The organism is Candidatus Symbiopectobacterium sp. NZEC135 (assembly GCF_025962695.1).
Genome location: NZ_JAGFPF010000060.1, coordinates 1 through 26,313, shown reverse-complemented (window position 1 = coordinate 26,313; position 26,313 = coordinate 1). Strand labels below are relative to the sequence as shown.

Sequence of the window (26,313 nt, the reverse complement as noted above, 5' to 3'; positions counted from 1 at the left end):
GCTTCGCGCAGTCGTGATGAAAAAGAAGTGAAACTGCGTGCGCAAATTCAGCAGGGAAAAACCATCTGGGAACTGCATAATTTTAATGCACTGTTAAAGCGTAACGGTATTGATGTTGAGATTTGATAACTGAGTTATTCAACATGGACGTTGCACTCTGCGCAGCGATTCAGATCTACTATAAGCCCCTTTCTGTCTGAATAATTTGGCGGGTGAGTGTCGCACTGCTGCTGGCTTTTTTCGCACGCAGTGCGGTGTTCATCTTTCTGCGTTGTCATTTCTATTTCAAAACTATCATACATTCTCATTGAGTATCATTGCTGAATGAACATCGCTTATTTTTTATATGATTTACTATTTAATTTTTGATAATAAAAACAAATTTTTATTATCTTTCATTATCATTTAACATTATTCTTTTTATGTTTCCTTGTGAATGTTTATATGAAAAATTCAGCCTGTAATAAAGCAGGCTTTACACGAAATGCGATACGTTTATTATATCATGATAATTTTGTGTTTGATACGTGATGTGCCTTAGTGCTTGCTGGACATTTAACCACAACGTTAAAAGAGGTAACACTATGGCTGATATCCAGTCTAACTAAACTCACCCTGAATTGCACCTCTCCTTTCAGGAGGGGCTCCATATTTGACGACACACCATTAGAAGTAGAAGCGATTATCGATCAGTGCCGAGTTTTAGCTTGCGTGATGGTTGATCTGTGCAATACCGAAGCAAAAGAAATCCTGATGTTCATTCTGTGGAGACGGCTTGATTTGTTTACACCGCACTGCTGAAGATTAGAATCAAGGGGTTGCAGTCTTTGTCGATGATTAACGCGTACACTGTTCATGTCGTGAGCAGAATAATAGTATGAATAGAGCTTAAACCAATCTTTGAAGCGTCATTATTTTTGGAGGAACCTCGCATAAACGATATTTTCGAGTGAATGCACGGGGTTCTTTGGTGTAATGTTATGTCAATTCTTTATTATCATTGTTTAGATCGGGAAGAGGATGGTTCAATATATATTGGGTTTTTGCACAGTATTTGTTTGCATCAGAAAAAATAATAATCTATTTTTCAAGTAATTAATTAATAAAGTAATTTTTATGTTTCTATAACAGTGCTCGCACCACCTTTATAGCACACATTGAATAGTCGTTAAACAGGGGGTAAGCATAATGAAATAAAAGGGTTTTATATGTATATAGAAAACATATTGATTTTTAATGATCATGTTTAAATTAATGGAGTTAATGATGAATAAAACTATCTTATTAATGATTTTTTTTTCGTGTTTCGTTTCTGAAAATGTAAGTGCAAATGGAAAAAGTAATTTTAAGAAACTATGTGATTCATATTCAAGCGGAGACGAGTCTAAGACTAAGCATGAGAAAAATGTCAGAATAGAATCATATAGTATTTCAACTATTACGCAAAATAATTTACATGGGTTTGGTGTTGTCATTAAAAATTTGAAATATAGAATGATTATTAAGACCGGAGAAGGTTCCAAATCTACAGAACAGTTCTCCGATATTGCCAGAATGGCCAAGGTGCTTAATCTTCCAGTAAATGTTTGTGTTGATAATAAAAAATATGATGAAGGTAGTGGTGTTCCAGGAGATAAAAGCGATGGGCGCTTGCTAGGTATTGAAATTTCTTAATATTATTACTTTGTTCTTCAATGCGAATTATTTAGAGTGTAAATGTAAATTTTTAAACGATATGAAAAACACGTCCATTATTAATGATGCATTTACCATGTCACTACATTAATAATGGTTGGTTATAAATCAATTATTATATTTTTTGATATTTTTTCCATTCTTTCATTGATTACGGAGATAAGATGATTAAACTGATTTTTTTTTGTACAATGCTCTTATTGACCAATAGTGTGTATGCAAACTCAAATCAAAGCTCGCAATCTAATAATAGTTCAAATACTAATAATAAACCCATCGTAGTCCTAGTCCCCCCTCCACTTCAACCTATAGTCCAAGGTACATTCCTTTATCGCTATGATACTGTCCTGCCTGAAGATGTTTTTCAAATTGGATTTATTACCTCTGGCAACAATAACGATATGTATCAGCATATAAGGGGGACAAGTTGTTATGAAGGGGAAAATAATTCCATGTTTCTCTCTACTTCGAGTTCGTTAGACATAATAAATATCATGGCTCCAGCGCAGACACCTGTAGGCTCGAGATATTATATATACACAATTCGTCAAACTGATCAATTCTATAGTTCTAACCAAAGTCTTTTGCAAGCTTATTATATGACAGGTGACCGACGATTTAATGATACGTACATTCATTATAATCATGAGAATGAATGGTTGTCATTAGGTTCTATTCCCGCTGAACTAGTGATGTATGCCGACGAGTACGAGAACGTTGGCCATGACCAAGAAGGGAGATTCATAATACGTCATAATAATATCAATTATATTCCTGGACATTCTTACATAAATGATTCGCCGTATGAGATGCCATTTCTTCCGCAAGATGATGCATATAGCCGAACAGCTTGTTCAATTTGTGATAGGCACACACATGACCATGCGTTTAAAAGAGATGCCATAGCAAGTATAAGGTTATGGGTTAAATGTAGAAGTCATATTATAGCATCAGTATTTTTTGATTAAATATTAATATAAGGGGTTAATAATGAAAAAAATCATCAGTTCTATTGTATTTACCACTATAGTTATGTCTACAAGTATAAATGCACATGTAACCAGTATTTTAGAAACGCAATGCGTCAGCCCTGAAACTAAAACTGGAGGGAGAAATAGCTATTATTTTAAGGATAATGTTCATGTTGAAAAATTTAGTATTTCAACAATTTATCCTGATAATGCGTATGCGTTCTCTATAGAAATCGAAGGTCATATATATAAAACGGTACTGAAAGAACAGGATAAAGATACAGAGCATAGAGATCAGTTTTCTAGTACGGCAAAAATTGCAAAGGCACTTAATCTTCCGGTAAACCTCTGTTTGGATAGTGAAAGTGGTGGATATTTACTAGGCATTGAACTTTTTTAATAATCAGTGACGGCTCTTTGTTCACCTAGATGACTGATGATGAGTTTGCCATTAAACGTATTTTGTCTATACCCAAAATAATTCGAGTTACAGGACGGCGGCAAGTAAGTGAATCCCGATAAGCTTACTCAGGTAAGTGATTCGGGTGAGCGAACACAGCCAATACACCTGCAGTTTGAAGTATGACGAGTATATACGAGGCATGCTTCTCGTTGTGGAGTCGGGTCAACATAACAAAAAACGCCTGCCATTTCTGGCAAGCGTTTTTCTAAAAACCAACGGTAACGAACCCGTATCAGTTCATGCCGTATTTTTTCAATTTCTTGCGCAGCGTACCGCGGTTGATACCCATCATCAGGGCCGCGCGGGTCTGGTTACCACGGGTGTACTGCATCACCATGTCCAACAGTGGCTGTTCAACTTCAGCCAGTACCAGCTCATACAGGTCATTCACATCCTGACCGTTAAGTTGAGCGAAATAGTTCTTCAGTGCCTGTTTAACCGAGTCGCGCAGGGGTTTTTGGGTTACCTGAGCCTGAGAGTTTACGGTAGAAACGGTCAGTACGTCAGAATTCACGCGTTGTTCGAACATAGTTCTGTCAGCTCTTTTTCTGTTTACGCAAGATTTTCAAAATATGCCTCCAACGCCTCCAGCTGTTCGCTGGCATCCTCAATGGCGTTGAATGTGCGCCTAAACTGGTCATTGGGGGCGTTCTCTTGGAGATACCAAGAGACGTGCTTACGAGCAATACGGAATCCCTTGCCCGGACCATAAAAGTCGTGCAATTCCCGTATGTGCTTGAAGAGCAAACGCTTCACTTCTGCCAACGGCATCGGTGCCAGTTGCTCCCCCGTGTCCAGATAATGCTGGATTTCCCGAAAGATCCAGGGTCTTCCCTGAGCAGCCCGTCCTATCATCAGGGCATCTGCCCCGGTGTAATCAAGAACCGCTCTGGCTTTATGCGGGCTTGTAATGTCGCCATTCGCGATAACGGGAATGGAAACGGCCTGCTTAACCGCCCGAATGCTGTCGTATTCTGCCTCACCGTTGAACAGGCACGCACGCGTGCGGCCATGTACGGTAAGTGCCTGGATACCACAGGCTTCGGCCAGTCTGGCAATGTCTACACAGTTACGGTGCTCCGGTGCCCAGCCAGTACGAATTTTCAGCGTGACCGGTACGTCCACCGCCTTAACCACGGCGGAGAGGATTTGTTTTACCAAATCCGGATACTGCAACAGCGCAGAACCCGCCATCTTGCGGTTTACCTTCTTTGCAGGACACCCCATGTTGATATCAATGATTTGCGCGCCGAAATCTGTGTTGATTTTGGCTGCCGCAGCCATCTCATCAGGGTCGCTTCCGGCAATCTGCACGGCGCGGATCCCAGGTTCATCGCTGTGTACCATGCGTAGACGCGACTTATCCGAACGCCACACCTCCGGATTAGAGGAGAGCATTTCGGAGACCGTCATCCCAGCCCCCATCTCATGACAGAGCGTCCTGAAAGGGCGATCGCTGACGCCAGCCATGGGGGCGGCGATCAATCGATTAGCTAGCTGAAATTGTCCAATGTGCATAGACAAAGAGTGACCATACTGTGTCTGCAAGGGCGCGTATATTACGCATTTTTTACGCCAGATGAAAGGCCAAACTTTGAGCAATTGCGCGGAACAGATCAAGGAAATGTGTCTTCGCGCAATTAAATTTTATAATTGTCTTTTTATTACAGTACGTTATAAGAAAAATCACGCATTGCTCCAACTATCGCTCGATCAAACATTTCTGCGCAACAGTACGCAAATGCCTGAACAGGCCGCGCCCGGTGGCGTTTTCATGGGCAATAATGGGTGGTTTCTCGCGCAATGGCTTTACCTCAAGGCCTGACGAGTGCCGCTAACTACCGTAAAGCGGCTAAGGGCACTCGCCGTGACGCTTAGCGCTTGATACCGGTAATGCGGCACCACTCTTCTTTCTCAACGGTCGGGTCGAGGTCGAACAGGTCGGTGTAAGCTGCTGCCACGTTCTCTGCCTGTGACGCCAGAATGCCTGATAACCCTAAATGCCCTCCCGCTTTGGGCAGTGTGCTAATCAGCGGTGCCAGCTCACGCAGCGGGCCTGCAAGGATGTTGGCAACCACGACGTCGGCAGAAAGGTCATTGGGCTGGTCTTTCGGCAGATAGAGCGCCAGACGCTCTGAGACGCCGTTACGCTGCGCATTGTCGCGGCTGGCTTGAATGGCCTGAGGATCGATATCGATGCCAATTGCCTGTGCGGCACCCAGTTTCAGCGCGGCGATTGCCAAAATACCGGAACCACAGCCAAAATCGATAACCGTCTTGCCCGCCAGATCCAGACCGTCGAGCCATTGCAGGCACAGAGACGTGGTCGGATGCGTGCCGGTGCCAAAGGCCAGACCGGGATCCAGCATCACGTTAACGGCATTTGGGTCAGGGATGTCACGCCAGCTCGGGCAGATCCACAGGCGTTTGCCAAACTGCATCGGGTGGAAGTTGTCCATCCACTCCCGTTCCCAGTCCTTGTCTTCCAACTGCTCGATTTTATGGCGAAAACCGGCACCCAGCAGCGGCTCTTGTTCCAGTTGGGCTATCACGTCCGGCATCTCGGTTTCGGCGTCGTACAGCCCAATCACATCGGTATCGCCCCATAAACGGGTTTCACCCGGCAGCGGCTCGAATACTGGCGTATCGTGGGTGTCCTGAAAGGTGACGGACACCGCACCGCTCTCGATAAGCGCATCGCCCAATTGTTCAGCCTGCGCGCCCGTCGTATTGATTTTGAGTTGAATCCACGGCATAGCAGCCTCTGTTCCCGTTAATGTGAAGGTGTTGCGGCAGCGTTTGGCGCAGAGTTGCTGCCAAAACGGTTACCAATAAGAAAGGCCAACAAGCTGAACGACAGGGCAGGGACGATCGGGTGAAAGCCCGCCAGGTTCAGCTTAAAGGTGGCAAGTAGGGTATAGCATAAGGCACCGACCATCATGGCGCTGAGCGCGCCGGTCGCATTGGCGCGTTCCCAATAAAGCCCGAGCACCAGTGGCCACAGGAATACCGCTTCCAGGCCGCCAAATGCTAGCAGATTGAGCCAGATAATCATTTCAGGCGGTCGCCAGGAGGCCAGCAGTGTCAGCACGCCGAGCAGCAGCGTGGTGGCGCTGGAGAGCCATTTGATATGGCGCTCATTCTGCGCTTGATGCGGTTTTACGCTCAGGTAGAGATCTTTGATGATGGTGGCGGACGCTTGCAGCAGGTGTGCATTGATGTTGGCCATGATGGCAGACATGGGCGCGGCGAGGAAGATGCCCGCTGCCAGTGGCGGCAGCACTTTCACCATCAGTTCCGGCAGCACCTGATCGGGAACGGTCAGATTAGGCATGATAGCGCGCCCCAGCGCGCCTGCCAGGTGCATACCCAGCATCAGCACGGTAATGACGATGGTGCCGATAATGATGCCGCGATGCAGCGCTTTGCTGTCTTTGTAAGAGATGCAGCGTACGGCAGTGTTAGGCAGGCCGATGACACCAAAGCACACCAATACCCAGAATGAGGCCATAAACGGGAAGGTGAGCGTCTGGCCGCTGCCGTGCGGGTCGACCAAGGCCGGATCAATCTGACGCAGCGTTTCTACCGCGCTGCCCAGCCCACCTGCGGCAGAGATAATCGCCACCAGCAGCAATACCGTGCCTATCAGCATCACCACGCCCTGCATCGCATCATTGAGCACACTGGCGCGAAAACCGCCGAAGGTGGTGTAAAGCGCTATCGTGACGCCGAAAATCAGCAGGCCAACGTCGTAGGGCACGTTAGCGGCGGTTTCCAGCAGGCGAGCGCCACCGATAAACTGCACCGCCATCGCCCCGATAAAGGCCACCAGCAGACTCAGGCTGGCAAACCATACCAGCAGGCGACTGCCATAACGCGCATACAGCATATCGTTTAGCGTAATGGCGTTGTAGCGCCGTGCCAGAATGGCGAATTTTTTCCCCAGAATGCCGAGAGAAAGCAGCATGGTGGGCACTTGGATCACCGCCAACAGCACCCAACCCAGACCGTATTTATAGGCAGCACCAGGCCCACCGATAAACGAACTGGCGCTGACATAGGTGCCAATCAGCGTCATGGCGAGCACAAACCCGCCCATTGAGCGGCTACCGAGGAAGTACTCGTTGAGGAAATTGCCCTCGCGGCGGCGCAGATAGGCGTAAATCGACAACCCAAACACCAGCATCAGGTAGACGACCAGCGGCAGAATCACATCATTGTGCATCGTCATCTCCTAACGGAATATCGCGAAACACCAGGTGCGTCATCAGCCAGCACAGCACGATAAACACCAGCGGCAACAGTAGGCAGGAAAACTCAAACCAGCGCGGCAGCCCGGTCAACCCGGCGGTGTTGTCAGGCACGTAAGCGGTGACCACCCAGCCTACGAGGTAAAATAGCGTCAGGAACAGTGCCCATCGCGCCTCTTTGTGCGCTTGGGGAAAGCGTTTGTCCATGGTTTTTCCCTGTAAAGCGGTACCAGCAAGCAAAAAGGCCAGCATGGCTGGCCTTTATACGCGTGTACGATGCAGATTATTGCAGACCGAGCTTTTTCTCCAGATAGTGGATATTGGTTCCACCGTGCTGGAAGTTCTCGTCGTTCATAATCTTCAACTGCAACTCAATGTTGGTTTTAATACCATCAATGATCAGTTCCGCCAAGGCGTTTTTCATCCGGGAAATCGCGATATCGCGGCTTTCACCAAATGTGATCAATTTGCCGATCATGGAATCGTAGTACGGCGGCACGGTGTAGCCGGCGTAAATGTGCGATTCCCAGCGTACGCCAAAACCACCCGGAGCGTGGAAACGGGTGATCTTGCCCGGACTCGGCAGGAAGGTGTTGGGATCTTCGGCGTTGATACGGCATTCCACCGCATGACCGCGCACGTTGACCTCTTCCTGTTTGATCGACAACGGCTGACCGGCAGCGATGCGCAACTGCTCTTTGATCAGATCGACGCCAGTGATCATCTCCGTTACCGGGTGCTCAACCTGAATACGGGTGTTCATCTCGATAAAGTAGAACTCACCGTTTTCAAACAGGAATTCGAATGTACCGGCACCGCGATAGCCGATATCCACACAGGCTTTCGCGCAGCGATCGCCAATGTAGCGACGCAAATCCGCCGTGATGCCCGGTGCTGGCGCTTCTTCCACCACTTTCTGGTGGCGACGCTGCATGGAGCAGTCGCGTTCCGCCAGATAGATAGCGTTGCCCTGACCGTCAGCCAATACCTGAATTTCCACGTGACGCGGATTTTCCAGGTATTTTTCCATATACACCATGTCGTTATTGAAAGCGGCTTTCGCTTCCGCACGGGTCATGAGGATGGATTGTTCCAGATCTTTCTCGCTGCGCACGACGCGCATGCCACGACCGCCGCCGCCGCCAGAGGCTTTGATAATCACCGGGTAGCCGATGCGTTTACCAAAAGCGCGGTTCTTGTCCATGTCGTCGCCCAACGGGCCGTCAGAACCCGGTACGCACGGCACGCCAGCTTTCTTCATGGCGGAAATGGCAGAGACTTTGTCACCCATCAGGCGAATGGTGTCTGCACGCGGGCCGATGAAGATAAAGCCGGAGCGTTCAACCTGCTCGGCGAAATCCGCATTCTCGGACAAAAAGCCGTAGCCGGGGTGGATTGCCACAGCGCCGGTGATTTCCGCAGCGGAAATGATCGCCGGGATGTTCAGGTAGCTTTTGGTCGACGGCGCCGGGCCGATACACACGGTCTCATCCGCCAGCAGCACATGTTTCAGATCGCGGTCAGCGGTGGAGTGAACGGCAACGGTTTTGATGCCCAGTTCCTTACAGGCGCGCAAAATACGCAGCGCGATCTCCCCGCGGTTCGCGATAACGATTTTATCTAGCATGGTAAGCCTCGTTATTCGATGACAACCGGTTATTCAATGACAACCAAAGGCTCATCAAACTCTACCGGTTGGCCGTTTTCAACCAGCACGGCTTTCACCACGCCTGCTTTATCGGCTTCGATTTGGTTCATCATTTTCATGGCTTCAACGATGCACAAGGTATCGCCGACGTTAACGCGTTGTCCCACTTCAACGAATGCCTTGGCATCCGGGCTCGGGGTACGGTAGAACGTACCGACCATGGGAGAGCGCACGGTGTGACCGCTCACGGCAGCCGGTGCAGCGGCAACGGCGGCTTCCGGCGCAGGAGCTACAGCGGTTGCCAATGCCGGTGCAGGTTGCTGCATCATTGGTGCGTAGGCTTGCTGCATCATCGGGTAGCTCGGTGCTACCGGCGCACGGCTGATACGTACTGATTCTTCACCTTCTGAAATTTCCAGTTCGGCGATGCCGGATTCTTCAACCAGTTCGATCAGTTTCTTGATTTTACGAATATCCATGGATGTGGTTCCGTACTCATTTGTTGAAATGGGTTTATTTAGTTTGACGTGGACAGGCGTTTTACCGCCGTCTGTAACGCATAGCCATATCCATCCGCGCCCAGGCCGCAAATCACACCCACCGCCACATCGGACAGGTAAGAGTGATGACGGAACGGCTCGCGAGCGTGCACGTTGCTCAGATGGATCTCAATAAACGGAATTTCCACGGCCAGCAGCGCATCACGTAATGCAACGCTGGTGTGGGTAAATGCCGCAGGGTTAATTAAAATAAAATCCGTATTGCCGCGTGCCTGATGAATAGTCTCTATCAGTACATGCTCAGCATTGGATTGGACATGGGAGAAGTGTACATTGAGCACCTGCGCCTGATGTTCCAGACCGCTGACGATCTCAGCAAGCGTAGTGCTGCCGTACTTCTCTGGCTCACGGGTTCCCAGCAGATTCAGGTTGGGACCGTTCAAAAGCAAAATGTGAAATCTCTCTGCCATTGTGCCGCTATCTCCCGCGATACACCCAGTTTGTAGAAAAACGTGTCGCACAACATAGCGCGAAGCACATCGTTTGTCACCTTTTGGCAACGTAAATTGTTCACCGGGCGATAAGGTCGGGCATTATAACCATATCGTGGCAATTAGCAGCTAAATACTGGTCTTATCTCCGCAAATGGCTTTGACGCCCCCGCCGCGCGCGGCGTTGCGCCACTGGCGCTTTCCCGATATCAACGCCACCACTGGCGGAACTTTTTGTAACGCAGTGCTAACAAGAGCAGCGCACTTAGCCCATAGATCACGGGCTGTGGCGATAAGATTTTTACCGACCATAAATAATGAATGGGCGCGAGAACCGCGATGACATAGATAAGGTTGTGTATGCGTTGCCAGTTTTTGCCAAGCGTGCGTTGTGCCGCCTGAAACGAGGTGACTGCCAAGGCCAACAGCAGCAGCCAACTGAGGGCGCCCAGCGTCAGGTAAGGGCGGTTAATCAGCTCCTGGCCCAACAACGCGAGGTTGGCGAGCCCCAGTTCCAACAGCGCATAGCTGGTCAGATGCAGCGTGGCCCAGGCAAAACACCACAGGCCGAGCAAGCGGCGACAGCGGATCAACAGAGGCTGTTTACCGTAGCGCGCCAACGGTGTCACCATCAGCGTTGCCAGCAGCAGTTTGAGCGCCATTCTCCCGGTAAAATGCTGGATATCTTTGGCCGGATCGGCGCTCAATGCTCCGTGTTGAAGGGCATAAAACAGCCACAGCAACGGTAACGCTGCGGCAGCATGCAAGATGATTTTTAACCAGAACACCTGGCGGAGTGTCAGACGCATTCAGAAATTATCCCGCAGGTTCAGGCCGCGATATAGGTGCGCCACCTGCTCGGCATAGCCGTTAAACAGCAGCGTCGGTTGGCGCTGAACGTTAAGCAACCCGCCTGCACCAATCACCCGTTCACTGGCCTGTGACCAGCGTGGGTGGTCAACACCCGGGTTCACATTGGCATAAAAACCATATTCATCGGGGGCCGCCAGATTCCAGGTTGAAGGCGGTCGTTCGCGGGTAAAGCGGATTTTCACGATGGATTTGATGTTCTTGAATCCGTATTTCCACGGTGTTACCAGACGGATGGGCGCGCCGTTCTGCGGGGGCAGGGTTTTGCCATAGACGCCTAGTGCCAGCAGTGTCAAGGGATGTAGTGCCTCTTCCAGGGTTAAGCCTTCTACATAAGGATAGTCAAGCCCGCCACCGAGAAAGCGATCTTTCTGTCCCGGCATCTGTTCGGGATCGTGCAGGGTTTGAAAGGCAACATAGCGCGCGGCGCTGGTTGGCTCTACGAACTGAATCAGTTTTGCCAGAGGAAATCCCACCCAGGGAATCACCATTGACCAGGCCTCGACGCAGCGAAAGCGATAGATACGCTCTTCCAGCGGAAAGCGCTTGATAATGTCGTCGATATCCAGCGTGACGGGTTTGGCGATTTCCCCTTCTATTTGTATCTTCCAGCCTTCAGTACGCAACCCGCCGGCATTGGCGGCCGGGTTGGCTTTATCCAGCCCGAATTCATAGAAGTTGTTATAGCCGGTGACCTTGTCCTCGGGTGTCAACGTGAGTGACGTTGGCGCATTGGATTCCGGTGTGAAGGTGAGCGGCGTGGGCGGCGGTGCCGTCGGTTTTTTTTTGCCGCCGGTGAGCCAGTCCAGCACATCCGCCTGTGCGCTAAGCGGCAGGCTCAGCGAAGCGGCAGCGATGCCCAGCGCTTTCATCACGGCGCGGCGCTGGTGAAAAATCCCCTCAGGGGTAACGTCGGCGGCGCTCGGTTGGCGTTGACGATAAGAGTCAGACATGATGATGCTCCACGGGGTACGACGACTGAGTACAGTAAGTATGGAAGATAAGACGGTTCGAGCAAAAAAGAGTTCATTGCAGAGTGTTGCACGACCCGCCTAAAGGGAAACTGGCGGTCGTTATCGGTGGCGTTTACGCCACGATCGCAATGTGATTGTGACCGGAGAGGAAAAGTCTGGGAAAATCCTTTAGTGTCTATATTTGTAACAGGTAGTATGAACAACAGTGGTGAATACGGCGCGGGGGTATGACCTCGTGCGGCGAGAGGATGCAGGGATGGGCGAATGACGAAATTTTCTTCATTGATGACGGTGGTGCTGGTCGTCGTCATATCCCTGCTGTTTATCATAGGGTTAATCACCATTGTTGATGATAATCTACAGCAGGTTGATAACCAGCTTCACGCTATCGTGACCAGTATCGATCAAGCGCTGTTGGTGCAACCTCCTGAACGGTTGCGCTTTTGGCTGCCGTCAATGATGAAGGCGGCGGGGGTGGTGCTGCTGGAGATCCGCGACCTCGATCACAACCTGCAATATTCGCTGCGACTGCCGGAACTGATGAGCGCAGAAGACGATTATGTGCACCATGTGATGCAACTGCCGTTGATGCAAAATGCCGACTTTCGCGTCAACCTGACTTATCTGGATCCCTTTTTTGGCTCGCCGCGCTGGATTTTCTCCACCATCGCTATGGTGGTGGCGATGGCGTGTATGCCCGCGCTGCTGGTGTTTGCCTTGCGGCGCTTTCGCCGTAAGGTAGCAGGGCACGAACAGTTGGAGACGCGCGCAAACCGCATTCTGCGCGGTGAACGCGAATCGGTGGCGCGCGGTTCGGTACGCGAATGGCCCGATAGCGCCAGCAGTGCGTTCGATCAGTTGCTGTCGGATCTTGCCGACGCACGGGAAGAACGCAGCCGACTGGATACGCTGATTCGCGCGTTTGCCGCCCAGGATGCGGAAACCGGATTAAGCAATCGCCTGTTTTTCGATAACCAACTCACCACACAGTTGGAAGACGCAGAAAATGTCGGCACCCACGGTGTGGTAATGATGATTCGCCTGCCGGATTTCGATACCTTGCAGGAAACGCATCGCTATGCCAATGAACTGCGTGAGTACCGCAATACGCTGGTCAATATGTTGTCGACCTTTGTCATGCGTTACCCTTCCGCGCTGCTGGCTCGTTATTTCAACAGTGATTTTGCTGTGCTGCTGCCGCACCGTTCGCTGAAAGAAGCGGATATTATTGCGGCGCAGTTAGTTAAAGCGCTGGATATTCTGCCGATCACGCCGCTTATCGATCGTGAAGATGTACTGCATATCGGCATCTGTGCCTATGCCAGCGGGCAGAGTTCTGAGCAGGTGATGGAAAGCGTGGAGGATGCTACGCGCAATGCGGTATTGCAGGGCGGAAACGGCTGGTGCGTATTTGACAGGCAAGTGCCTGACAAGGGGCGCGGCAGCGTGAAATGGCGCACATTGCTGGAGCGGACGCTGGCAAAAGGTGGCCCTCATTTGTGCCAAAAACCGGCGGTGACGCGCGATGGCGTGGTGCATCATCGGGAAATCATGCCGCGTATTACCGATGGCGATCAGGTTCTGCTGGCCGCCGAATATATGCCGCTGGTGCAGCAATTGGGGCTGACGCCCAATTATGACCGGCTGCTGGTGTCACAAATCATCGCGCTGTCTGCTTCCTGGTCGCAAGAGACGCTGGCGATGCCCGTCAATGTGGATTCGCTGTTGCAGCGTCCTTTCTGGCGTTGGCTACAAGAAGTGCTATTGCAATGTCCGAAACAGCAGCGTCAACGCATATTGTTTGAACTTGCTGAGTCTGATGTGTGTCAGTATATCGAGCGCTTGCGTCCTATTCTGAATACATTGGTGGGGTTGGGGTGTCGTCTGGCGGTGACGCAAGCCGGGCTGACCTTGGTCAGCACGACTTATATCAGAACGTTACAGGTGGAAGTCATCAAGTTGCATCCAGGTCTGGTGCGCCGTTTTGAACGCAGGACAGAAAATCAGCTTTTTGTACAAAGCCTGATAGAAGCCTGCAAGGGAACGTCTGCTAACGTGTTTGCCGCAGGCGTAAGAACTCAGGAAGAGTGGAATACGCTAGCAAGTCGCGGCGTTTACGGTGGTCAGGGCGATTTTTTCGCGGCGTCTATCCCTGTCAGCGATGAGTTGAAAAAATATTCACCTCGGCATCGTGTTTAGGGTGAATGTCGCAGGTAAATTGACGTAGAATGCGTGGTTTATAAATCGGTTAGTGTGTGCTTATTGCATGGACTGGCCGATAAAATGTTAGATTTTGTGTCCTGTGTCGATGCCATCCGATTGCGTGAAAAAGCGGTAACTCGCTTTACTGCACAAAGAAATACCGCCCCGACCGTTTTTCAGGGGAACGTGATGCGTAAGACTCAGGGGAATTTTTCACCGATGCAGAGCGCTGTCGTGCCTTGTCGCTGCACCGTGTGGTTGGTAAAGTAGGCGGATTTCTTTTCGCCCCCAGCTTGCAGGATTATCCTTTCGTTATGTTTAAAAAATTTCGTGGCATGTTTTCCAACGACTTGTCCATCGACCTGGGTACCGCCAATACCCTGATTTATGTTAAAGGGCAGGGCATTGTACTGAATGAGCCGTCTGTGGTCGCTATCCGTCAGGATCGTGCCGGTTCGCCTAAGAGCGTCGCCGCCGTAGGCCATGAAGCCAAACAGATGCTTGGTCGTACTCCGGGTAATATCGCAGCTATCCGCCCGATGAAAGACGGTGTTATCGCCGACTTTTTCGTGACCGAGAAAATGTTGCAGCACTTCATCAAACAAGTGCATAGCAACAGCTTTATGCGTCCGAGCCCGCGCGTACTGGTGTGTGTGCCGGTCGGTGCTACTCAGGTTGAACGCCGTGCCATTCGCGAATCTGCGCAAGGGGCTGGGGCGCGCGAAGTGTTCCTGATTGAAGAACCCATGGCAGCGGCTATCGGTGCTGGATTGCCGGTTTCTGAAGCAACGGGCTCCATGGTGGTGGATATCGGTGGCGGTACCACAGAAGTGGCGGTTATCTCCCTGAACGGTGTGGTTTACTCCTCTTCCGTGCGCATTGGTGGTGACCGCTTCGATGAAGCCATCATCAATTATGTGCGCCGTAACTACGGCTCGCTGATCGGTGAAGCGACGGCGGAACGCATCAAGCACGAAATTGGTTCTGCGTATCCGGGCGATGAAGTGCGCGAAATCGAAGTGCGTGGTCGTAACCTGGCTGAGGGCGTACCGCGCGGCTTTACCCTGAATTCGAACGAAATTCTGGAAGCGTTGCAGGAGCCGTTGACTGGCATCGTGAGCGCGGTGATGGTGGCGCTGGAGCAGTGCCCGCCAGAACTGGCTTCCGATATTTCTGAACGCGGCATGGTGTTGACCGGTGGTGGCGCGCTGCTGCGTAACCTGGATCGCCTGCTGATGGAAGAGACCGGCATCCCGGTGGTCGTTGCCGAAGATCCGCTGACCTGTGTGGCTCGCGGTGGCGGTAAAGCGCTGGAAATGATCGACATGCACGGCGGTGATCTGTTCAGCGAAGAGTAAGAGTGCCGAATAAAAGGAAGGGGAACCGTATGGGGAAACAGCGTTGTTTTTCATCCCGTAGGGTAGCCCCTCTTTTTTTATTCTGTGGCGAGTCGTTTTCACGGGTATCGCCATTAGCGTAATTCCCTACGCCCGACGCCCCTCTGCCCCAGCGTTTCTGCGGGCATGACGGCGGTGAATAACATGAATGGTCTCTTTAGTATTGAGCGTGTCGGGCGTTCTTTATTCGCGTTGAGGAATACGCAACCTTTATGAAGCCGATTTTTAGCAGGGGACCTTCCCTGCAATTGCGACTTTTTCTTGCCGTCTTCACGGCGATGGCGATCATTATCGCCGACAGCCGCTTGGGGACGTTTCTCAAGATCCGTACCTATATGGATACGGCGGTTAGCCCGTTCTATTTTCTCGCCAACGGGCCGCGTGAAGTATTGGATAATGTCTCTGAATCGCTGGCGACCAAAAATCAGCTGGCGTTGGAAAACCGTGCGTTACGCCAGGAACTGCAACTGCGTAACAGCGATCTGCTGCTGCTCGGCCAACTGAAACAGGAGAATGCGCGTCTGCGCGAACTGTTGGGATCGCCGCTGCGTCAGGATGAGCAGAAGATGGTGACTCAGGTGATTTCCGCAGGCACTGACCCCTATAGCGATCAGGTGGTTATTGATAAAGGTGCGGCGCACGGGGTCTACGAAGGGCAACCGGTTATCAGTGATAAAGGGGTGGTCGGGCAGGTTGTTGCGGTCGGTCAGTTGACCAGCCGAGTACTGCTGATCTGCGATGTTTCCCATGCGTTGCCGATTCAGGTGCTGCGCAATGATATTCGCGTGATTGCTGCCGGTAATGGCTGCACTGACGATCTGCAACTGGAGCATTTGCCCAACAACACCGATATTCGTGTCGGCGATGTGCTAGTGACATCTGGACTGGGCGGTCGTTTCCCTGAAGGATATCCGGTGGGCGTCGTCTCCGAAGTGAAGGTGGATACGCAACGCGCCTACACCGTTATCAAGGCGCATCCTACCGCCGGTCTGCAACGTTTACGTTATTTGCTGCTGTTGTGGGGCGTCGATGACGTGTCGGGCAAAGGGCTGCCACCGCAAGAAGTGCACCGCGTCGCTAACGAACGCTTGATGCAGATGATGCCGCAGGTTTTACCATCCCCCGATGAAATGGGCCCGCCCGCACCGCCTGCTGCCGCCGCACCCGCCGCGCCGCCGCAGGGAAATGCACAGCCGAAAAACGCCCCTGCGCGCAGTGCGCCTCAAGGCCAACAACCTCAACGTAATACGCCGCCTGCGGCTACGCCAGCACAGGGAGGACGCCAATGAACCGCTATCGCCGTCACGGCAACTGGATCATCTGGTTATCGTTCCTGATCGCCATGGCGCTGCAAATCATGCCGTGGCCGGATCAGTTCTATCACTTCCGGCCATCGTGGCTCTCACTGTTTCTGATTTATTGGGTAATGGCGTTACCGCATCGGGTCAACGTCGGCACCGGTTTTGTGCTGGGAATGGTGATGGATCTTATTTTAGGGTCCACGCTCGGCGTGCGAGCGCTGGCGCTCAGCATTGTCGCCTATCTGGTGGCCTTCAAGTTTCAACTGTTCCGCAATATGGCGCTCTGGCAACAAGCCCTGATCGTCATGGTGCTCTCGCTGGTGATGGATCTGATTGTCTTCTGGGCAGAATTCCTGGTAAGCAATGTGTCGTTCAGGCCAGAAAATTTGTGGAACTGTGTGGTCGATGGCGTGTTGTGGCCCTGGCTCTTCCTGTTGATGCGCAAAATTCGCCGTCAGTTCACAGTACAATAATCAATAAGGGCGTAGTCCTTAACCGGAGCGCCTACAGTAGAATACGTAGCGTGGCTACGTAGCGAGGATATATGACTGCGCTCTATCTGGCCTCGGGTTCACCGCGCCGCCGCGAACTGCTTACGTTGCTGGACATCCCTTTTGAACTGTTGCGCGTTGATGTTATTGAACAGCGGGCAGCGCATGAAACGGCAGAGGCCTATGTGCGCCGCTTGGCGCGGGATAAAGCGCAGGCAGGGGTTGCTGCCGCACCGCAAGATTTGCCGGTATTGGGGGCCGATACCATCGTGGTGCTGGAAGGACAGGTACTGGAAAAACCGCGTGACGAAGCCCACGCTGCGCACATTTTATCGATGCTGTCAGGGCGACAGCATCAGGTGATGACTGCGGTCACGTTGGCCGATCGTCGCACCCAGTGCAGTGCGCTGGTGGTGACCGACGTGACGTTTCGCGCGCTGACGTCGCAGGACATTACCCACTACGTTGCCAGCGGCGAGCCGATGGATAAAGCGGGAGCCTACGGCATTCAGGGTAAAGGCGGCTGTTTCGTCAAGGCGATCGCTGGCAGCTACCACGCGGTTGTCGGTTTGCCGCTGGTGGAAACCCATGAATTGTATAATCAGATTATAGCGTTACGCACGGCAGGAGCAGAAAATGACAGCTGAGTTACTGGTCAACGTGACGCCGTCGGAAACGCGCGTTGCCTACATTGACGGCGGAATACTGCAAGAGATCCACATTGAGCGCGAAGCGAAACGCGGCATCGTGGGCAATATCTATAAAGGCCGTGTCAGCCGGGTATTGCCGGGTATGCAGGCCGCCTTCGTGGATATCGGGCTGGATAAAGCGGCGTTCTTGCACGCGTCAGACATTATGCCCCACACCGAATGCGTGGCCGGCGAAGAGCAGAAAAATTTCCACGTGCGCGATATCGCTGAACTGGTGCGCCAGGGGCAGGACTTGATGGTGCAGGTGGTGAAAGATCCGCTCGGTACCAAAGGTGCCCGACTGACCACCGATATTACGCTGCCATCACGCTATCTGGTTTTCATGCCCGGTGCGGCCCACGTTGGTGTTTCACAGCGTATTGAAAGTGAAGTAGAACGTGAACGCCTGAAGAAAATCGTCAGTGAATACTGCGACGAGCAGGGCGGGTTTATTATCCGCACGGCGGCAGAAGGGATTGGGGAAGATGAGCTGTCTTCTGACGCCGCGTTCCTCAAACGCCTGTGGACCAAAGTCAGTGAGCGTAAAAAACGTAACCAGACCAAATGCAAACTGTACGGTGAAGTGGCGCTGGCGCAGCGTATCCTGCGTGATTTTGCCGGTGCGGCCTTGGATCGCATCCGCATCGACTCGCGCCTGACCTATGACGCGCTGCTGGAGTTCACCACGGACTATATTCCGGAAACCACCAATAAGCTGGAGCATTACGCCGGACGCCAGCCGATTTTCGATCTCTATGACGTGGAGAATGAAATTCAGCGCTCGCTGGACAGAAAGGTCGAACTGAAATCCGGTGGCTACCTGATCATCGATCAAACCGAGGCGATGACGACGATAGACATCAATACCGGCGCTTTTGTCGGCCATCGCAATCTGGATGAGACCATTTTTAACACCAATATTGAAGCGACGCAGGCCATTGCCCGCCAACTGCGGCTGCGCAACCTCGGTGGTATTATCATTATCGATTTCATCGACATGAGCAATGAGGATCATCGTCGGCGGGTGCTGCACTCTCTGGAGCAGGCGCTCGCCAAAGATCGGGTTAAAACCAGTATTAATGGTTTCTCTCAACTAGGATTAGTGGAGATGACGCGCAAGCGCACCCGTGAGAGCATTGAACATGTGCTGTGTCATCAGTGCCCGACCTGCCATGGTCGCGGCCGGGTGAAAAGCGTCGAGACCGTTTGCTATGAAATCATGCGTGAAATTGTGCGGGTGCACCATGCCTATGACACCGATCGCTTCCTGGTATACGCATCGCCTGCGGTGGCTGAGGTATTGAAAAGCGAAGAATCCCATGCCCTGGCGGAAGTGGAAATCTTTGTCGGCAAACAGGTCAAGGTGCAGATTGAGCCGTTGTACAGCCAGGAACAGTTTGATGTGGTGATGATGTAATCCCCATGTCGATGATAAACCGAACAGAATGACTTCCCCGCGTCGCCTGCGACGAAGATCAAGGAGAATAGTGTGAGGCGACTGCCCGGCCTACTGCTGATGACGGGTGCTACGATGATTGTTGTCGTGGCGCTGATCGTCAGTGGTTTACGATTAGCGATGCCGCAGCTCGATCGTTTTCGGCCGCAAATCATGGCGTGGGTGACGTCGACGACGGGTGTCGTGGTTGATGCGCAACGCCTTACTGGCAGTTGGGCCTCTTTTGGACCGACGCTTTCGATCGATGGCCTGACGAGCGAGTCGCCCGCTGCACGCTGGCAGGCAGAGCGCATCACGCTTGCGCTGGATGTGTGGCAGTCATTGCTGCATGCGCGCTGGCAGTTTCGCGATCTGACGTTTCACCGTATGCACCTGACGCTGGATGCGACATTGACTGGCCAGCGAGCCGACGGTAGCCTGATCGAAACCGATCGTCTAAGTACATTGTTCCTTCAACAGTTCGATCACTTCGATCTGCGCGACAGTCGCCTCTCTTTCCTCACGCCTTCTGGCGATCGTGTTGAACTTGCCATCCCGCAATTAACCTGGTTGAACCGCAACAACCGACACCGTGCCGAAGGGCAAATCAGCCTGTCGAGTTTCACTGGGCAGCACGGCGTGGTGCAGGTACGCATGGATTTGCAGGCTATTCAGGGGCATCTGAATGACGGCACGGTGTACCTACAGGCTGACAATATGGATATGAAGCCCTGGATCAGCCGCTGGCTAAAAAATAATACCGGGCTGGAGAGCGCCAATTTCAATCTGGCGGCCTGGTTGCAGGTGCGCAGCGGATCGCTGGTTGCCAGCGATGTCTTTTTGGCCCAGGGCTCGGCCGCCTGGAAAGAAGGAGACACTACCCATCGTCTGAGCGTAGACGAGCTAGCACTGCATGCCACACGGGAAGGAGAGGGCTGGCAGGTTGCCGTCCCTGTCTTGAACCTGGCAACGGACGGTGTTGCCTGGCCAAAGGGGAGTCTGGCCGCGAGCTGGGTACCCGCATCGTCGGCAGAGCAGCAAGATATGCTGCGGGTGCGCGCCAGTGAGTTGAGTCTGGCGCGATTGCGCTCCTTGCTACCGCTGCTGTCCACCGCCACACCTGAGCTTAAAACGCGCTGGGAGGCGCTGCAACCGGAAGGGCTTCTGACACAACTGGCCCTTGATATTCCCTTAAAACAACCGGAAAAAAGTCGTTTTCAAGCGGCATGGCGCGATCTGCGCTGGAAAGCGTGGGAATGGTTGCCGGGCGGCGAAAAGCTGGCTGGCACGCTGAGTGGCAGCGTTGAGCGTGGGCGCGTGACTTTTGCCTTGCCACAAAGTGAACTACCCAGCGGCAATCAGTTCCGTGCACCGTTTGAGATTCAGCAGGCAAACGGTGCTGTTGATTGGAGCAATGCCGCCGACGGCTGGGAAGTGTGGAGTAAAGGACTGAATGTACAAGCACGTGCGCTACAGGTTCAGGGAGATTTTCAATACCGTCATCCGGTGAATGGGGAGCCGCGTCTGGATATTCTGGCGGGAATTCGTCTAACCGATGCGTCTGAAGCTTGGCGTTACTTCCCGGAACCGCTGATGGGCACGCAACTGGTGAACTACCTGACCGGCGCGCTAAAAGGGGGGCACGTCGACAATGCTACGCTGGTTTTTGCCGGTAACCCGTCGCATTTCCCCTTTGAGCATAACGAAGGCCAGTTTCAAGTGTGGGTGCCGCTGCGCGCGGCTACCTTTGAGTTTGAACCCGGTTGGCCCGCGCTGTCACCGCTGGATATCGATCTCAATTTTGCCAACAATGGCCTGTGGATGTCCGCGCCGTCAACGCAGTTGGGGAATGTCGCTGGCAGAAACATTCTTGCCGCCATCCCTGACTACAGTAAAGAAAAGTTACTGATCGATGGCGAACTTCAAGGGGAAGGGCCTGATGTTGGGCACTATTTTGAACAAACGCCGCTCAAAGACAGCGTGGGGAGCGCGTTAAAGCAACTGCAAATTGGCGGTAGCGTCAATGGTACGTTGCACCTTGATATCCCCCTGGCGCACGGTGAAGTCGAGGCCAGTGGTGATATTCAACTCAGTAACAATAGCCTGTATATCAAGCCGCTGAATAGTACGTTGAAACAGCTCAAGGGGCGCTTTCATTATCGCAATGGTACCCTGAACAGCGATGATATTGCGGCTAACTGGTTAGGGCAGCCCGTCACGTTCAGTTTCAACACCGAAGAGCAGGAAAAAGCCTTTCTGGTAAAGGTGGGGCTGAACGGCGAATGGGCACCCGCACAATTCCCCGGTCTGCCAAAAGCCGTACAAACCGCCCTGTCGGGAACCGCCGCCTGGCATAGCGATGTAAGGGTGAATCTGCCCTATAAAGGCGCGGAGACCTATGAGGTCAGCGTCGATGCCGACCTGAAAAATGTAAGTACTCGCTTACCTGAGCCTTTCAATAAGACACAGGGAACGGCGGTACCGCTCAAGATTGCTGCCAAAGGGGATCTCAAGGGGTTTGCGCTCTCGGGGAGCTTGGGAAAATCCGCACACTTTAACAGTCAGTGGCTGCTGCACGGCGATGCGCTGACGCTCGCGCGAGCGGTGTGGCAACAAGATGCCCAAACGCTGCCCGCGCTGCCGGAACAGCCTGAACTGGTGTTGATGCTACCCGCGCTGGATGCGGAGCGCTGGTTGGGATTACTGCCCGCCCTGCGTGGCGATACGACCTTGCGCAAAGGGGCACAAAACAATCTCCATGTGCCGGAAAGCGTGACGCTGCGTACGCCTGCGCTGCAACTGCTTGGCCAACAGTGGCATGACGTGGTACTCAATAGCCGTAATACCCCGCAGGGCAATGAAATTCACACTACCGGACGTGAGATTGATGCTAACTTGACGGTGCCACAGAACGGCATGTGGCGCGCGGATATTCGCTACCTCTATTACAATCCGCAGTGGAAAGGGGATGAAGCAACCAACCCCGTGGCGCTGGCGGAGAAAAAATCACCGCTTAATGACCCTAGCATCCGCTTTGAAGACTGGCCCGCGTTGCAGCTTGCCTGCCGAGAATGCTGGATTGCCGGGCAGAACCTGGGCCAAATCTCGGCGACGTTGCAACCAGAAAAAGATAAGCTGACGCTCAGTGAGGGAGTGATTGATACCGGCAAAGCCAAGCTGACTGCCAGCGGCAGTTGGCAGGAGAATGCAGAAGGGGTTCGCACCGCACTCAAAGGGCGTTTGACAGGTGGCACGCTGGAGCAAAATGCCGACTGGTTTGGTATTGATACGCCGCTGCGTGCAGCAACCTTTGATGTTGACTATGATCTCTACTGGCGCGGTTCGCCGTGGGCACCGCATCTGGCAAGCCTGAGTGGTATTTTGCACACGCGTATTGGCAAGGGGGACATCGTCAATGCGGGGACGGGTCAGGCGGGGCGCTTGCTGCGTCTGGTGAGCTTTGATGCGCTGCTGCGCAAATTGCAGTTTGATTTTAGTGATACCTTTGGCAAAGGCTTCTATTTTGACTCCATCCGCAGCACGGCCTGGATTAAGGACGGCGTGTTGCACACCGATGATATGCTGGTAGACGGATTAGAAGCGGATATCGCCATGAAGGGCAGTGTCGATCTGGCTAACCGCCAAATTGCCATGGAAGCAGTGATCGCACCGGAAATATCAGCCACGGTGGGGGTGGCTACCGCCTTTGTGGTCAACCCGGTGATTGGTGCTGCCGTGTTTGCAGCCAGTAAGGTGCTGGCACCACTCTGGAACAAAATCTCGCTGATTCGCTACCAGATTCATGGCAGCCTGGATCAGCCTACGATTAAGGAAGTCCTGCGCGAGCCGCAAAAAAATGCGGCGCAGGAGCGGCGTTAATCCGCCTGCATCGTGATGGCATCGTGCCGTTTATTCATCGGTTTCATGTGAACTAAAGTGGAAAAAATATGAGTCTTTCGTTTGTCAGTGAACAGTTACTCACTGCTAACAACTTGAGCCAGCAAGACCTGTTCTCGGTGTTAGAGGTATTGAATGAACGCCGCCTGGATTATGCCGATCTCTATTTTCAATCCAGTTACCATGAATCCTGGGTGCTGGAAGACCGCATTATTAAAGATGGTTCTTACAATATCGATCAAGGGGTCGGCATTCGCGCGGTAAGCGGAGAAAAAACCGGGTTTGCTTATGCGGACCAGATCACACTCAATGCGCTGCATCAAAGCGCTCAGGCGGCGCGCAGCATTGTGCGCGAGCAGGGTAATGGCCGCGTTCGTACGCTGGGGGAAAACGTGCATCGCGCGCTGTATCCGCAGCTTAACCCGCTGGATAGCCTGAGCCGTGAAGAGAAACTGGCACTGCTGCAACGCGCAGACAGCGTGGCGCGTGCCGCCGACGCCCGCGTACAGGAAGTGAGCGTCAGCCTGACCGGTGTCTACGAACACGTGCTGGTGGCGGCAACTGACGGCACGCTGGCGGCCGATGTACGCCCGCTGGTGCGTTTGTCGATCAGTGTGCTGGTTGAGCAGGACGGCAAACGTGAACGCGGTGCCAGCGGTGGTGGCGCGCGCGTGGGTTACGACTACTTCTGGCAAGTGGTGGATGGTGAAGCGCGGGTGGAAGCCTGGGCGAAAGAAGCGGTGCGTATGGCGCTAGTCAACCTTTCCGCTGTTGCTGCGCCTGCGGGCACCATGCCGGTGGTGTTGGGCGCGGGCTGGCCGGGGGTGCTGCTGCATGAAGCTGTCGGACACGGTCTGGAAGGGGATTTTAACCGCCGTGGCACGTCGGTGTTCAGTGGACAGATGGGCAAGCTGGTGGCCTCTGAACTGTGCACCGTGGTGGATGATGGCACGCTGGAAGGACGCCGCGGTTCGCTGGCGATGGATGACGAAGGCGTGGCGGGGCAATACAACGTGCTGATTGAGAACGGTGTGCTGAAAGGCTATATGCAGGACAAGCTCAACGCGCGTTTGATGGGGGTTGCGCCGACCGGTAATGGTCGCCGTGAGTCTTATGCCCATTTGCCGATGCCGCGCATGACCAATACCTACATGCTGGCGGGAAAATCGACGCCGGAAGAGATTATTTCCAGCGTGGAATACGGTTTATATGCGCCTAACTTTGGCGGTGGTCAGGTGGATATCACCTCCGGTAAGTTTGTGTTCTCTACCTCCGAAGCCTATCTGATTGAAAATGGCAAAGTCACTACGCCGGTTAAAGGGGCAACCCTGATTGGCTCCGGGATCGAAGCCATGCAGCAGATTTCCATGGTAGGTAACGATCTGGCGCTCGATAAGGGCGTTGGCGTATGTGGCAAAGAGGGCCAAAGCCTGCCTGTTGGCGTTGGGCAACCGACGCTGAAACTGGATAGCATGACGGTGGGTGGTACAGCGTAAGTTCCCGTGCTTTGTCACCGTCATGTTAGTATAAAAATGCATGATGGTGACTACTCAATGCCGGGGTGTGAGAGGGTAATGTCAGAGATATTACAGTTACCGCTAGTGTCGATATCAATCTGCGCTTTTGCGTATAAACAGGGATATTTATATTCAGGGTAAATCTCTTGATAAACTCGATATTTTTCCACATCAAAGTTATTCATAATATGAATTTCAACGGTGACATTCCCCTTACTCTCTAAAGAAAGAAATAATTTTTTACTGGGATCTCCGAGCAGTGACATCTCCTTGGTATGCTGATTAATTTGATTCTTGATATCGATAATGCCAATTTGAGAGAGTGCAACATTTAGCGATTCTTTTTGTTTTTCTGATATCTTATTTATAATCTGTGGCAGCATGTCAACGGTAATGCGTTCATGATGGGTAGTGGTATGACAAAAATACATTTCACTTCTTGGTATGTCTTTTATTACTTGTTCCAAATGAATATCTCGCGCGATAAAATATTCTGGAGTGAAGGATTTTATATGCTCATTAAGACTGATGCATTTTCCCGCCGTAGAGATATCACCCGTAGAAAACAGAGCACCAATAGACAGATTGACGGTAAATGAGGTATCACTTATTATTGTTGTCTTGTAGGTGAATGTATCTTTAAATGCGGGTGACACCATGGCTTTTAACTGATTAAAAGCGTCTATTTTTATATCCCCATCATCATTTTTGAACAGTTCAAATAACGCTTTTTTTGCCTTTTCTTTATTGGTTCCGCAAAACCAATCTGCAATTTTACCCCAAAGGCTTTTTATTTCACTTTGATTTTTAGAGTTTTTTATACTCTCTATTTCATCAAGCGTTATTGTTCTGGTAAACAACCCCCCTGAAATATTAAATGCTGTTGTCATAAGTGCTCCCTTGGTTAAATAAAGCACAGTGTAACAGCGTGAACGTGAAGATAATCTATACCAAACTTAATTTTAAGGTTAATGCCGTAATGTTAAAGTGGTTATTTCCCCAGCGTTTCTTCTCTATGGCTTTGATATATTTGTGCAACGTTCTTAAAATACTCCGTCATATAATTGATACACAGTTGTACTTTGAGCGGTAAATTATCCTTGCGCGTATACAACGCGTAAACCGGGCGCGGATCGGAGTGATAGCGGCTGAACAGTATTTCCACTTCGCCGCGCGCAATCTCATCAATAATCCACATCAGTGGAATATAGGCGATGCCCGCGCCGGTTTTGAGCCAGCGTACCAGCGTCTGCGGATCGTTAGTGGCAAAGCGACCCTGCGGGGCGATCTTGGTGGAAATCCCCTCTGGAGCGATCAGTTCGAACTCACTGTCTGCACGCACGGTGTACTCCAACCAGGAGAAACTTTCCACGTCTGAGGGTTTTTCCGGGGTGCCATGCTGCGTCAAGTAACGTTTGGCGGCACACACCACCATTGGCATTGAACCGAGACGTTTGGCAAACAGGCTGGAGTCCTGCAAGGCACCCACGCGGATGACAATATCCAACCCGTCCGCAATCAG

Annotated in this window: 24 protein-coding genes; 12 read left to right on the top strand and 12 right to left on the bottom strand. The window is 52.0% G+C overall.

Annotation, left to right across the window (positions count from 1 at the left end; all coding sequences use genetic code 11):
- Window positions 1–1,263 precede the first annotated feature (1,263 nt).
- From J5224_RS20085 to J5224_RS20075, 3 genes are all read left to right on the top strand, one after another.
- Complete coding sequence (locus J5224_RS20085) at window positions 1,264–1,674, top strand: hypothetical protein (RefSeq protein ID WP_264627034.1); 411 nt, start codon at window positions 1,264–1,266, stop codon at window positions 1,672–1,674.
- A gap of 185 nt (window positions 1,675–1,859) precedes the next feature.
- A complete protein-coding gene (locus J5224_RS20080; RefSeq protein ID WP_264627033.1) occupies window positions 1,860–2,663 on the top strand; it encodes a hypothetical protein in 804 nt (267 codons plus the stop codon).
- Between the two features lie 22 nt (window positions 2,664–2,685).
- On the top strand, window positions 2,686–3,066 hold the full coding sequence (locus tag J5224_RS20075; RefSeq protein WP_264627032.1) for a hypothetical protein: 381 nt from the start codon (window positions 2,686–2,688) through the stop codon (window positions 3,064–3,066).
- A 295-nt stretch (window positions 3,067–3,361) separates the two neighbouring features.
- On the opposite strand, the gene fis is transcribed toward J5224_RS20075, so the two are convergent.
- From fis to msrP, 10 genes are all read right to left on the bottom strand, one after another.
- Complete coding sequence (fis, locus tag J5224_RS20070; protein ID WP_012883002.1) at window positions 3,362–3,658, bottom strand: DNA-binding transcriptional regulator Fis; 297 nt, start codon at window positions 3,656–3,658, stop codon at window positions 3,362–3,364.
- 23 nt (window positions 3,659–3,681) lie between these two features.
- Window positions 3,682–4,647 carry a tRNA dihydrouridine synthase DusB gene (gene dusB, locus J5224_RS20065; RefSeq protein WP_264627036.1) on the bottom strand — a complete coding sequence of 322 codons (966 nt, stop codon included), beginning with the start codon at window positions 4,645–4,647 and terminating at the stop codon, window positions 3,682–3,684.
- Window positions 4,648–5,003: 356 nt separating this feature from the next.
- The gene (gene prmA, locus J5224_RS20060) at window positions 5,004–5,885 is read right to left on the bottom strand and encodes a 50S ribosomal protein L11 methyltransferase (protein WP_264627031.1); all 882 of its coding nucleotides are present in this window, start codon (window positions 5,883–5,885) and stop codon (window positions 5,004–5,006) included.
- Window positions 5,886–5,902: 17 nt separating this feature from the next.
- A complete protein-coding gene (panF, locus tag J5224_RS20055) occupies window positions 5,903–7,354 on the bottom strand; it encodes a sodium/pantothenate symporter (RefSeq protein WP_264627030.1) in 1,452 nt (483 codons plus the stop codon).
- Entirely contained in the window at window positions 7,344–7,586 is a 243-nt protein-coding gene (locus J5224_RS20050) for a YhdT family protein (protein WP_264627035.1), read from the bottom strand. The genes panF and J5224_RS20050 overlap by 11 nt, the downstream gene beginning before the upstream one ends.
- Before the next feature lie 76 nt (window positions 7,587–7,662).
- Window positions 7,663–9,006: an acetyl-CoA carboxylase biotin carboxylase subunit gene (gene accC / locus J5224_RS20045; RefSeq protein WP_264627029.1), complete on the bottom strand. Its 1,344-nt coding sequence runs from the start codon at window positions 9,004–9,006 to the stop codon at window positions 7,663–7,665.
- Between the two features lie 29 nt (window positions 9,007–9,035).
- The gene (gene accB, locus J5224_RS20040; RefSeq protein WP_264627028.1) at window positions 9,036–9,506 is read right to left on the bottom strand and encodes an acetyl-CoA carboxylase biotin carboxyl carrier protein; all 471 of its coding nucleotides are present in this window, start codon (window positions 9,504–9,506) and stop codon (window positions 9,036–9,038) included.
- 38 nt (window positions 9,507–9,544) lie between these two features.
- The gene (gene aroQ, locus J5224_RS20035; RefSeq protein ID WP_264627027.1) at window positions 9,545–9,997 is read right to left on the bottom strand and encodes a type II 3-dehydroquinate dehydratase; all 453 of its coding nucleotides are present in this window, start codon (window positions 9,995–9,997) and stop codon (window positions 9,545–9,547) included.
- A 230-nt stretch (window positions 9,998–10,227) separates the two neighbouring features.
- Window positions 10,228–10,827: a protein-methionine-sulfoxide reductase heme-binding subunit MsrQ gene (msrQ, locus tag J5224_RS20030; protein ID WP_264627026.1), complete on the bottom strand. Its 600-nt coding sequence runs from the start codon at window positions 10,825–10,827 to the stop codon at window positions 10,228–10,230.
- Window positions 10,828–11,841: a protein-methionine-sulfoxide reductase catalytic subunit MsrP gene (gene msrP, locus J5224_RS20025; RefSeq protein ID WP_264627025.1), complete on the bottom strand. Its 1,014-nt coding sequence runs from the start codon at window positions 11,839–11,841 to the stop codon at window positions 10,828–10,830. It lies immediately after the preceding gene.
- A 285-nt stretch (window positions 11,842–12,126) separates the two neighbouring features.
- On the opposite strand from msrP, the gene csrD reads away from it, so the two are divergent.
- The 9 genes from csrD (at window position 12,127) to tldD (ending at window position 24,770) form a co-directional block, all read left to right on the top strand.
- Window positions 12,127–14,061, top strand: a complete 1,935-nt coding sequence (gene csrD, locus J5224_RS20020) for an RNase E specificity factor CsrD (RefSeq protein ID WP_264627024.1) — start codon at window positions 12,127–12,129, stop codon at window positions 14,059–14,061.
- An 84-nt stretch (window positions 14,062–14,145) separates the two neighbouring features.
- Window positions 14,146–14,334, top strand: a complete 189-nt coding sequence (locus J5224_RS20015; RefSeq protein ID WP_264627023.1) for a hypothetical protein — start codon at window positions 14,146–14,148, stop codon at window positions 14,332–14,334.
- Between the two features lie 44 nt (window positions 14,335–14,378).
- Window positions 14,379–15,422, top strand: a complete 1,044-nt coding sequence (mreB, locus tag J5224_RS20010; RefSeq protein WP_004385136.1) for a rod shape-determining protein MreB — start codon at window positions 14,379–14,381, stop codon at window positions 15,420–15,422.
- Window positions 15,423–15,673: 251 nt separating this feature from the next.
- Window positions 15,674–16,750: a rod shape-determining protein MreC gene (gene mreC, locus J5224_RS20005; RefSeq protein ID WP_264627022.1), complete on the top strand. Its 1,077-nt coding sequence runs from the start codon at window positions 15,674–15,676 to the stop codon at window positions 16,748–16,750.
- Window positions 16,747–17,235, top strand: a complete 489-nt coding sequence (mreD, locus tag J5224_RS20000) for a rod shape-determining protein MreD (RefSeq protein ID WP_264627021.1) — start codon at window positions 16,747–16,749, stop codon at window positions 17,233–17,235. The genes mreC and mreD overlap by 4 nt, the downstream gene beginning before the upstream one ends.
- Before the next feature lie 71 nt (window positions 17,236–17,306).
- Entirely contained in the window at window positions 17,307–17,900 is a 594-nt protein-coding gene (locus J5224_RS19995; RefSeq protein WP_264627020.1) for a Maf family protein, read from the top strand.
- Entirely contained in the window at window positions 17,890–19,359 is a 1,470-nt protein-coding gene (rng, locus tag J5224_RS19990; RefSeq protein WP_264627019.1) for a ribonuclease G, read from the top strand. Before J5224_RS19995 ends, rng begins: the two co-directional genes overlap by 11 nt.
- A gap of 72 nt (window positions 19,360–19,431) precedes the next feature.
- Window positions 19,432–23,256, top strand: a complete 3,825-nt coding sequence (yhdP, locus tag J5224_RS19985) for an AsmA2 domain-containing protein YhdP (RefSeq protein WP_264627018.1) — start codon at window positions 19,432–19,434, stop codon at window positions 23,254–23,256.
- Between the two features lie 68 nt (window positions 23,257–23,324).
- Entirely contained in the window at window positions 23,325–24,770 is a 1,446-nt protein-coding gene (gene tldD / locus J5224_RS19980) for a metalloprotease TldD (protein ID WP_264627017.1), read from the top strand.
- Between the two features lie 50 nt (window positions 24,771–24,820).
- On the opposite strand, the gene J5224_RS19975 is transcribed toward tldD, so the two are convergent.
- Both J5224_RS19975 and J5224_RS19970 read right to left on the bottom strand, forming a co-directional pair.
- Window positions 24,821–25,681, bottom strand: a complete 861-nt coding sequence (locus J5224_RS19975; RefSeq protein WP_264627016.1) for a hypothetical protein — start codon at window positions 25,679–25,681, stop codon at window positions 24,821–24,823.
- A 101-nt stretch (window positions 25,682–25,782) separates the two neighbouring features.
- On the bottom strand, window positions 25,783–26,313 hold a 531-nt coding region (locus J5224_RS19970; RefSeq protein WP_264627015.1), incomplete at its 5' end, for a LysR substrate-binding domain-containing protein.